This is a genomic window from Mesobacillus boroniphilus JCM 21738 (genome assembly GCF_000517385.1).
Lineage (GTDB): Bacteria > Bacillota > Bacilli > Bacillales > Cytobacillaceae > Mesobacillus > Mesobacillus boroniphilus.
Genome location: NZ_BAUW01000107.1, coordinates 1 through 10792 on the forward strand (window position 1 = coordinate 1; position 10792 = coordinate 10792).

Here is a 10792-nt window from a genome sequence, read left to right on the forward strand (position 1 = left end):
CTTGCGCTTTTTGTTCTTTTTTAAAATAATCATCAGACTTTAGACCTGGTCATTAAGTCCTTTTTTTTTCCGATTAGGAAGAAAAAGTAATTTCAAATATAGTAATATATTCTCTTATTTCAGAAAATTTAGCATGTTAAGATTTTTATAGTTATTTCGTAGGACGAAAGGAGAAAGAAGATGAAATCGAAAATACTATCGATCTTAACAACAGGAGCAATGGCACTTTCACTGTTTGCACCAGTAGCAGCGGTACCTGAAGCCGATGCCGCTACGACAGCAAATTGGGATATTGAAAGATACGGAGACAGAGTGGACATTGATGGCCGTCTTGATCAGCTTTCAAAGGATGAAGAATTTTTAAAGAAGGCAGAGCAGTCAATCAAAGAACAAGCAAAAGGAATTCAGTTCGGTGAAACAGCTGGGTCAGAAAGCGGTTCTGCTGACAGCACTTTTACTAATGATGGTGGAACGAAGAAATTTTTGAACAGAAACTTGAAATTCAAAGATTTCACCCTTCGCAGTGTGGGTGAAAACGTTGAAATTTGGGTAGCCAATGATTTAGGCTTCAAAACTGACGATCCAAGACCGGCACACGTTGTTACTCAAGAACAAGTGGACAAACTTCGCGATGAGTTTGACAGCAATATATATCCAAAGGCAACCGAATTCTTCGGTACACCTGATGTGCATGATGGGTCAAAATCACCTTTAGCGGCTTGGGGCAATGTTCCAAAAGGCTACTATGAGGGCAGTGATAAAGTCATCATGCTGGTAGACAACATTCAGGATGATAACTACAACGATCCAAACTATCCATTCTTTGTTGCCGGATTCTACTGGCAGACGCTAGAAAATTATATTGACCGCAACATCATAACAATCGATACAAACAGCTGGGAACTCGCCTGGAAAGCACGTTCTTCGGTACAACGATCCATGAACTGCAGCACTTGATCCATGCCGATAATGACTCTGCTGAAGAAACATGGATCAATGAAGGGATGTCTACATTCTCTGAATATCTTGGCGGATATGGACATGATGATCGTTCAATCAACTTCTATCTTGACCACCCAGAAAATTCACTAGTGAACTGGGATGACCACCGCTCAGCAACAACTGGTCCAGAAACGATTGCGGATTACGGCCAGGTTTATCTTTTCACACTTTATATGAATGACAAATTTGGCAAAGAGTTTATTCGTGACCTTGCTACAAGCGATGTAGTGGGCATCGATGGGGTCAATAAAACACTTGCTAAGCATGGATATACAGAAGATTTCACTCAGGTATATCAGAACTTTATTACGGCTCTTGCCCTCGACAGCAACCAGCCTGGCGAAGGCGTATATAACTTTGACAGCATTGACCTTCGTGATCTTGCAGTGGACAACGAGGGTACCAAGCGTGGCTATACAGTGGATTATGAAGGCGCACTAAAATTTGAAAAAGACGGCGTTCCAGCATGGGGCGGGGATTTCAAGAAGCTTGAATTCCAGGATAAAATCGATGGCATTTCCTTTGATGGTGTCGACTTCCTGCCAACCTTATGGCAAGTAGCGGCAGATCCAACAGATGAAACGAACAAAGTGCTTTGGGGCAACCAGGGTGATGAAGCAGACAATACATTGATTTTTGAAGCGGATCTTTCAAATGTAACAGACGCAACTTTGAATTTCGATCATTATCTTGATATTGAAGAACATTGGGATTTTGGTGTTGTCCAGGTTTCAACTGACGGCGGACAGACATGGACAAGCCTTGCTAATGAAAACACTACATCTGAGGTAGTCGAAGAGGGCTATCCTAAGATCAAGGAAAACGTACCTGGATTTACTGGTCACAGTGAAGGATGGACAAATGAAACATTTGATCTAAGCGAATATGCAGGACAGAAAGTTCTTGTATCTTTCCGTTACCTGACTGACTGGGGCTATAACGACTCTGGCTGGTTCATTGATAACGTTTCAATCCCGGAAATCGGCTTCAGCCAGGACGGTTCATCAACTGATGCGTTCACGTCCATGAACGAGATTTTAGGGAAGTACGTAGAGTACACAGTAACGTTCCTTAATGAAAAACAAGCTGCTGGCAAAAAGCCAGTTTACAAGGTAGTGACTGTCGATCCGTTCAATGTGACCGAAGAGGATGCTCTCCAGCTAAGACAGCTATTCATGGATGGCAAGAACTATATGATCACAAGCTATGCTGCACCTGCAGATGATAAAAATCCAGTAGACTTCAGCTATGAAGTTCAATTACAGGAAAAGAAATTAAAGAAATAAAATGAAAGCTGCGGCCATATGGTCGCAGCTTTTATCATCTATTAAATGCGCGGAGAGGCATGATTCAATATCATGCCTTAACGTGCTTGAACACATTCACCAAGAACAGAATGCCTCCGAGAACGATGACTAGTGACCCAAGGATGGCAAAAACGGTGAAAATGACTCCCCCTTCCAACATGGATAAAGTAATCCCGCCCTGCATGACCGGTACCCCGATGTTGTGCAACCAGAAATGCGTAGAGGCTAGCTTGCTGTTCCCTGCTGCAGGAAAAAGATAATAAATTGTTCCGAACAGGGCCATCGATACCCAGCCAAGCAGATTTAGATGGGCATGCACCGAGGTCAATGTGAAGTCATGCGCGATCCCCATAACAATTCCTAGAATAATAGCAATGACAAAATAGACCGCAGCGACCTTGAAAAATCGTATGCTCATAAATGTTTCCTCCTTCCTAATTTAGTTCTTTTAGATTATATTAGTTTTCTGAAAATTTATAACTTATGTACTAACTAAATAGGTGAAAAAGTTTTTCGCCAGATTATAATAGTAAAATAATAATAAGTTCAGGAGGACACAAAAATATCACCTTTGGTTTTATCATTTTTGCGGGAATTCATGATATAATAGTGCAAACGTTTGTACAACTTCTAAAAGGAGATAAAAGCTATGAAAAGATTATTTGGGATTGATAGCTGGAAGATCGTCGAAACGGACTTGCATAGAGAAGATTTCCGCCTTGCAGAAAGCATCACGAGTCTCGGAAATGGACATATGGGCATGCGCGGAAACTTTGAGGAAACTTATACAGGAGACTTCCATCGCGGCTCATATATTGCAGGCGTCTGGTTTCCGGATAAAACGCGTGTAGGATGGTGGAAAAATGGCTATCCGCACTATTTTGGCAAGGTCATTAACTCAACGAACTTTATCGGCATAAAAGTATTTGTTGACGGAGAGGAACTAGACCTTTACAAAGCAGAAGTGAAGGATTACTACCGTGAGCTTGATATGCAGCATGGTGTCTTGACAAGGAAATTCACAGTCATCCAGGACGGCAAGGAAACTGAAGTGGAAGCAATCCGATTCCTGTCGGTTGCTGATAAAGAACTGGCTGCTATCAAGTATTCAGTTACTGCCAAGAACTATAATGGAAACGTTACCTTTGTTCCTTATCTTGATGGAGACGTGCGCAACGAAGATTCTAACTATGATGAAGACTTCTGGTATGAAATTAGCAGGGATGCTTCAGAACATAATGGCAGTCTTGTAATGAAAACAAAAGACAACCCATTCGGTACTCCGACTTTCCAGGTGGCAACAACTATGCAAACGGTTGTCGAAGGAAATATAGCTAAGGTTGAAGTCAATGAACAAGAAGAATACGTAGATAATGTGATTGAAGTTAAGGCTGAGCAGGGGCAAACTGTAACCCTTTTCAAGTATATTGCTGTAACAACAGACCGTGACTATGAAGCTGGCGAGCTTGTTTCTAAAGGCCGAGAAGTCCTAGGTCGTTCTATTGAAAAAGGCTTTGATCAACTGTTGGAAGAGCACAGAAATGGCTGGCTAAGCCGCTGGGAAATCGCTGATGTTGAGATTGCAGGCGATGATGAAGCACAGCAGGGAATCCGTTTCAACCTGTTCCAGCTGTTCTCAACTTATTATGGCGAGGATTCACGCTTGAACATTGGACCTAAAGGTTTTACAGGTGAAAAGTACGGCGGTGCGACTTACTGGGATACAGAAGCATACGCAATTCCATTATACTTGTCTACTGCAGAATCAGATGTTGCCCGCAACCTGTTGATTTATCGCCACAACCAGCTTGATGGCGCATACCACAACGCGAAGCAGCAGGGACTTAACGGTGCGCTTTACCCAATGGTTACTTTTACAGGCGTCGAATGCCACAATGAGTGGGAAATCACGTTCGAAGAGATCCACCGTAACGGTGCGATTGCTTATGCGATTTATAACTATGTGAACTATACTGGAGATCAAGATTATCTTCATGAATATGGAATCGATGTGCTTGCCGGCATCTCCCGCTTCTGGGCAGACCGCGTCCACTTCAATAAGTCCAAGAACGTCTACATGATGCATGGTGTAACAGGACCGAACGAATACGAAAACAATGTCAACAATAACTGGTACACCAACCGTATTGCTGTCTGGACACTTCGCTACACGCTTGAAGTCATCGAATCCTTGAAGCAAAACGGCCATGATGCCCGCCTCACAGGCCTGGGATTCTCAGATGATGAGCTTGCGAAATGGCAGGACATCATTGAAAAAATGTACTTCCCGTACGATGAAGAAAAAGGTGTATTCGTCCAGCACGATACATTCCTTGATAAAGACCTGATGACTGTTGATGAGCTTTCAGCTGAAGACCGCCCGATCAACCAGAACTGGTCATGGGATAAAATCCTGCGCAGCTGCTTCATCAAACAGGCAGATGTTCTTCAAGGATTGTACTTCTTCAATCATGAGTTCACAGAAGAAGAGAAGCGCCGCAACTTCGAATTCTATGAGCCTATGACAGTCCATGAGTCATCACTGTCTCCAAGTATCCACGCAGTACTTGCTGCAGAGCTTGGCATGGAAGAGAAGGCATACGAAATGTACAACCGCACGGCGCGCCTTGACCTTGATAACTACAATAACGATACAGAAGACGGACTGCACATCACAAGCATGACAGGTGCATGGCTGGGTATCGTCCAGGGCTTTGCGGGCATGCGTACGGCTGAAGCACATTATCATTTGCGCCATTCATCCCTAAAGCGTGGAACCAGTATAGCTTCAACATCATCTACCGCGACCACTATATCAAGGTAGAAGTAAACCAGGAAAACGTCGTCCTCACACAGCAAGGCCCAGAACTTGCAATGAAGCTTTACGGCGAGGAAGTCACAATTCCAGCAGAAGGCGAGCTAACTGTAAAATTAAAATAAAGAAGCTGAGAGATCTTTGGGGAAGCCTGAAGGTCTCTCTCATTACTGCGACCCCGCGGCACCATATCGCGGCTTTAATGGACATTTTGAAGCGTGAATGGACTCGAAATGTCCAAGAAGCATGTTTTAATGGACATTTTGGAGTGCGGATGGATCTGAAATGTCTAATAAACAGGATTTAATAGACATTTTGAAGCAACAATGAAGTCGAAATGTCTAAAATCACAACAAAATGTGGACCGTGAAGTTATGAGAACGATCCATGAAAGGAGTTTGACCATGACAAGACCACTAAATGCGTTTATTTTTGACCTTGATGGGGTCATTACTGATACTGCTGAATATCATTTTTTAGCTTGGAAAGCGCTGGCTGAGGATTTGGGCATTACTTTTACCCGTGAGGATAACGAGGAATTGAAGGGCGTCTCCAGGATGGATTCCCTCGAGAAAATTCTGGAGCTTGGCGGCCGTACGGGGGACTTCACGGCTGAGGAAAAAGATGCATTGGCTGATAAGAAAAATGATCATTACCTTTCGCTTATCCAGAACATCACTCCCGCTGATCTTTTACCGGCGATCAAAGAGCTGATTGCGGATATTAAGGCAAAGGGACTTAAGCTGGGACTCGCTTCTGCAAGCAAGAACGCGTTCACCGTGATGGAGTCGCTTGGAATGAAATCCGAGTTCGATATCATCGTCGATGCGAAGACCGTCGTGAACGGCAAGCCGCATCCGGAAGTTTTCCTGCACGCAGCGGAAATGCTTGGTGTAGAGCCAGAAGCATGCATTGGTGTCGAGGATGCAGCGGCAGGCGTACAGGCCATTAAATCAGCGGGAATGTTCGCTGTTGCCGTCGGGCCAAAGGAAAGCTTCGAGAATGCTGATATTGTCTATGCGAGCACGTCTGAGCTTTCTTTGGAAAAGATTTTAGAAGTATACAACGCTTAATAGGCTTCGAATCCGGTCGCGGATGTGCGGCCGGGTTTTTTACTTAATAGGAAATTATAAAATATTTTCAATGTGGATAACTATCCAGGTTTTCTTAATCCAGCTCCAGCGCCTAGCCCCTCGAGACGTTTCGGTCCGCCCGATGAAGTCAAAGAGCGACTTCACCGGTCGGCCCTCCAGCGCTTGTCGGGGCTGAACGAGGCGCTTGCGCTTTTTGTTCCTTTTTTTGGATGAATGGGAGATTATTTAGCTTGAGTGAGAGATTACTTGCTTCTATCGAGAGATTTTTTCGATTCATCGAGTGAATACTACACTTTATTGAGAGATTAACCGTATTGATCGAGAGATTATTTTTATTCAGCATTAAAAAAGCGATCACTCAGGGAGTGACCGCTGCAATTCATGGTAAAAAACATCTGGTTCGTCAGGTTTGTTTCTTCGGCTTTTCGAATGTTGATAAGAAAGAACGAATTTCGGCCGGCCACTGTTTTATAGTCTTTCAGCAGTTTTGGAAGCCTTGTGATGACGGTGTAGGCAATAAAGAGTTCAAACAAGATGAAGGCTCCTTCTGAAACCATCAGCAGGTATGGAAGGAAGGGATAGTTGGATAAATGCTGCGGGACAATGAAGGCTGCGGCAAATCTAGCAAATATGACGATTCCCATATATTTCAGCGAATATCTTTTGCGGATGATCATGAAGTATGTCAAGAGAGGCAAATTGATTAATAGGTCCAGTAGTGAACCGACGACAGCGTCCTCCGGTATTGGCCCGAACATCGGTGTACGGTAAAGAATGTAATTCGTTGCTAAAATCAAAGAGGCTAAAATTACATAAAGCAGTAATCTTGGTTTTTTCGCGACTGTATTTGTCATTATTATCCACCTCGTCTTTTTCATTATACCTGATTACATAGTGCCAAAGTAGTAATTTAGAGGCGTTCGACAAAACAAGTGTTTATGGGAAAATTGAGAAAATTTGTTGTAGATCTCTATGTAGAATAAACCGGATTACCACACCTTTAAAAAGGGAAACATGCAATTATGATACTTTTTAAAAGGACGGTGGATCGGTATGTACGATTGCCTTATAGTTGGAGGCGGGATTGCCGGGCTCCAGGCGGCGATTCAGCTTGGGCGCTACAATCATAATGTTATGGTTCTTGATGCAGGTGACGGCAGGTCAGCGATTTGCCAGAGCTACCATAATATCCTTGGTTATCCAGATGGGGTAAGCGGGCCTTACTTAAGGGAAATCGGCCGTAAGCAGGCGGCGCAATATGGTATTGAGTTCGTGATTGGCAAGGCAGAAAACGCCGAAAAGATGGAGAATGGGTTCGAGGTCCAAGCTGAGAGTGGTGACACATACAAGACGAAGACTTTGCTACTGGCCACGGGCGTCATAGATCGGATTCCCCCATTTCCAGAGCTGATGCCAACGCTTGGAATCAGTGTGTATATTTGTCCGGATTGCGATGGCCATGAAGTGAAAGATAAGTCCACCATCGTAATGGGATCGGGAAATCCTGGTGCGAACATGGCGCTGACCCTGAATTATTTTACAGATAAACTTACGTATGTGAATCATGAAAATAAAGAAGTTGATGAGAAAATATTGGCGGCTATGAAGGATAAGGGCATTAAGTATGTCAAAGGGCCGATTGAAAAAGTGCTGGCGGACGGGCCTGACTTCAGCGGAGTTGAGCTCGCTAATGGTGAGGAGCTGACTTCAGAACGCGGCTTCATAGCCTTCGGCGGGAATGAAGTGAAGTCGCAGCTCGCACAGCAGCTTGGTGTCGACCTTCATAAAAACAAGCATGTATTAGTCGACCCGAGAACCAAAATGACAAATGTCGAAAACGTCTGGGCCGCAGGTGATGTCGCTGCCCATTCCGAGCAAACGACAATCGCGATGGGAGACGGAATGCAGGCAAGCATCTGGATCCATAAGACACTTTTAGCGAATAAGGGGTAGAGATAGAGGTTATTTACCTTGGGCAGGGTTTTATTCCCTGTTTGGAGCGATATAATCCCTGTTGAGAGCGACGTAAATCCCTGTTTGGAGCGACATAATCCCTATTGGAAAATTATACTCCTTTTGGACATATTGAAAGCCGCCACTCAATCTGCAGTGGCGGCTTTCTCCTATTCTAAATCGACTTTCTTAAGCGGCAGTTCGGCTGGCCCCTCTATGACATCCCCTTTATAAGAGAAGCGGGAGCCGTGACAAGGACAGTCCCATGTGCGTTCGCCATTGTTCCACTCGAGCTCGCAGCCCATATGGGTACAGGTTGTATCGACGACGTGCAGCTGTCCATCTTCATCGCGATAGGCCCCGGCACGCTTGCCGTTGACTGTCACGGCTGCGCCTTCGTCATTTTCAAGAGATGTCGCCTGATTTGAAGGCCGCTTCAGTTTTCCTTTAACAAGTGTCTTGGCAATATGTGCATTAGTTGAAATGATTTTTCGCAGTTCAGGATCTGCCTTGAAACGCTGCGGGTCAAACACCTCTGTATACGGGTTATCCTTCTTCAGAATCTGGTCGCTCAACATAATGGCGGCATTGATTCCATTGGACATTCCCCATTTTCGATAGCCGGTTGCTACATATATATTGTCTGTAGCTGTTGAGTATTGGCCGACAAAAGGAATCTTATCGAAAGGAACAGGATCCTGCGCAGACCATCTGAACGGGATTTCCTTTACGCCAAACGTCTGGTTGGCGAATGCCTCGAGAGCTTCATAGTATTGGTGCGTATTCGTTTTATGGCCGACTTTATGGCTGTCACCGCCAAACAGGACGATTTTTTCACCGTTCCAGTCCGTATAGCGGAGCGAGCGGGTCGGCTGCTCGGCATTAATGAACATGCCTCCAGGGAATTCTTTTTCAGTTTTGACAGCCAACACATAAGATCTTTCCGGGGTCATCCTTGAAAAATAAAACCCTTTTAAGTCATAGAAAGGATAATGCGTGCTGACAATCATCTGTTTGCAGCGTACCTTATGCCCATCACGGGTTGTAACGACAGGCTCGGAGCCTTCCTCCATATCCACCGCAGTAGTATTTTCAAAAATTTGCCCCCCCATTTCAGTAAAACGTTCAACCAGATGCTTTAAAAATTTGAGCGGGTGGAACTGGGCCTGGTTGCGCATCACAATCCCGGCTTTTGCTTCCACAGGCAGGGGAACCTCAGAAACATACTCGCTGCCGTTCACACCAAGCTTTTCATATGCTTTGAATTCTTTCAGTAGATTTTCCATTTCTTTGTCGGAATTCGTGTAGATATAAGCATCCTCTTCCGATAAATCACAGTCGATCTGCTGCTCTTTTACAAGGTTTTTGACAAATTGCACCGCGTCATAGTTGGCATGATAGTAAAGACGTGCCATATCCTCACCATGGTGGTTGATCAACTCATCAAAAATAACGCCGTGTTGTGCGGTCAGCTTTGCGGTTGTGTGTCCGGTAGTTCCGTTCAATATGGAACCAGCTTCAATAACGGCAACCTTAACCCCAGCCTTGGCCAGGAGATAGGCAGAAGTCAAACCGGTAATTCCGCCGCCAACGACAGCGACATCAACCTTCAAGTCCTCCTGGAGTTTAGGGAATGCTGGCAATTCAGTTGTTTTGCGCCAATATGGCTCAGGAAAACGAGGAAGCTTTGAAGTATAATCGTTCATTTAATTATCCTCCTTAAAAAATCTTCATAGTAACTAATTTTTCCTTATTTAGTGAAAAACATGCTATTTTCCTTTTACCCACTCATAATTTGGATAGACAAGTTTTTACCAAATTGAGCGAATTGGATAAGATGGTGATGTCTGCATGATAAAATGGAAGCATCAATGATTGGAGTGCCAATATGGAAATCACAGGTTACAGTGCCTTGCCATCGATGTCTGTTTTGCTGACTTGGATTTTAGGGCTGATCCTTAAGTGATCAAGATTGAATGGGTCACCTTCCATCAGGTAAAATTATCCTAAAGCCCTTCATTTTAAGGAGGAACCAGGATGGCGAAGGTTAACACGAACGCAATGAGGATCCTTGATACACAGAAGATTCCGTATGAGATTCTTACTTATGACTCGAAGGATGGCAAGATTGATGGTGTTGCTGTTGCGGGTAAAATTGGCCGCGAACCGGCACAGGTCTACAAAACGCTTGTTGTTGTAGGCACCAGTAAGGATTTATATGTATTTGTTATCCCGGTAGAAGCGGAGTTGAATATGAAAAAGGCTGCAAGGGAAGCAGGGGAAAAGAGTCTAGAGATGCTGCCTGTCAAAGACATCCAGAAATTCACCGGCTACATCCGCGGCGGCTGTTCGCCGGTTGGCATGAAAAAGAACTATCCTACATTTTTGGATGAGAGCGCCCAGGAACTTGAGACCATTATCGTCAGTGCAGGGAAGATCGGCTTCCAGGTCGAATTGGCACCGGACCAGTTGATCAGTGCCGTGGATGGTAAATATGCAGAACTGGTAAAAGCGTAGATGTTTTTCTTAATAGGATCCGAGTTCGGACAAGTTCGGGTGAGAAGCCAGAAAAGTAGTCAAGAAAACCATGGAATTCTGACAGGTTTGGGTGTGAGGGCAGT

At 44.4% G+C, this 10792-nt stretch carries 8 protein-coding genes and 1 pseudogene; 6 read left to right on the plus strand and 3 right to left on the minus strand.

The window, feature by feature from the left end; all coding sequences use genetic code 11:
- Positions 1-180 precede the first annotated feature (180 nt).
- Both JCM21738_RS26290 and JCM21738_RS26295 read left to right on the plus strand, forming a co-directional pair.
- A complete protein-coding gene (locus JCM21738_RS26290) occupies positions 181-957 on the plus strand; it encodes a hypothetical protein (RefSeq protein ID WP_243463098.1) in 777 nt (258 codons plus the stop codon).
- The gene (locus JCM21738_RS26295; RefSeq protein ID WP_243463099.1) at positions 954-2288 is read left to right on the plus strand and encodes a choice-of-anchor J domain-containing protein; all 1335 of its coding nucleotides are present in this window, start codon (positions 954-956) and stop codon (positions 2286-2288) included. The genes JCM21738_RS26290 and JCM21738_RS26295 overlap by 4 nt, the downstream gene beginning before the upstream one ends.
- Positions 2289-2358: 70 nt before the next feature.
- Here the strand turns inward: JCM21738_RS26295 and JCM21738_RS19075 are convergent, their stop codons facing one another.
- On the minus strand, positions 2359-2727 hold the full coding sequence (locus JCM21738_RS19075; RefSeq protein ID WP_023613467.1) for a heme-copper oxidase family protein: 369 nt from the start codon (positions 2725-2727) through the stop codon (positions 2359-2361).
- A 231-nt stretch (positions 2728-2958) separates the two neighbouring features.
- Here JCM21738_RS19075 and JCM21738_RS19080 point away from each other — a divergent pair.
- Both JCM21738_RS19080 and pgmB read left to right on the plus strand, forming a co-directional pair.
- Positions 2959-5249 (plus strand): annotated as a pseudogene (locus JCM21738_RS19080) (glycoside hydrolase family 65 protein).
- A 279-nt stretch (positions 5250-5528) separates the two neighbouring features.
- On the plus strand, positions 5529-6197 hold the full coding sequence (gene pgmB, locus JCM21738_RS19085; protein ID WP_023613469.1) for a beta-phosphoglucomutase: 669 nt from the start codon (positions 5529-5531) through the stop codon (positions 6195-6197).
- 353 nt (positions 6198-6550) lie between these two features.
- Here the strand turns inward: pgmB and JCM21738_RS19090 are convergent, their stop codons facing one another.
- Positions 6551-7072, minus strand: coding sequence for a hypothetical protein (locus JCM21738_RS19090; RefSeq protein WP_023613470.1), 522 nt, complete (start codon positions 7070-7072; stop codon positions 6551-6553).
- A 199-nt stretch (positions 7073-7271) separates the two neighbouring features.
- Here JCM21738_RS19090 and JCM21738_RS19095 point away from each other — a divergent pair, with 199 nt between their 5' ends.
- Complete coding sequence (locus JCM21738_RS19095; RefSeq protein ID WP_023613471.1) at positions 7272-8171, plus strand: NAD(P)/FAD-dependent oxidoreductase; 900 nt, start codon at positions 7272-7274, stop codon at positions 8169-8171.
- A gap of 170 nt (positions 8172-8341) precedes the next feature.
- On the opposite strand, the gene JCM21738_RS19100 is transcribed toward JCM21738_RS19095, so the two are convergent.
- Positions 8342-9877 carry an FAD-dependent oxidoreductase gene (locus JCM21738_RS19100; protein WP_023613472.1) on the minus strand — a complete coding sequence of 512 codons (1536 nt, stop codon included), beginning with the start codon at positions 9875-9877 and terminating at the stop codon, positions 8342-8344.
- Positions 9878-10208: 331 nt separating this feature from the next.
- Between JCM21738_RS19100 and ybaK the strand changes: the two genes are divergently transcribed.
- Positions 10209-10688 (plus strand): Cys-tRNA(Pro) deacylase, encoded by a 480-nt coding sequence (gene ybaK / locus JCM21738_RS19105; protein ID WP_023613474.1) that lies wholly within the window; start codon positions 10209-10211, stop codon positions 10686-10688.
- The last annotated feature ends 104 nt before the right edge of the window (positions 10689-10792 follow it).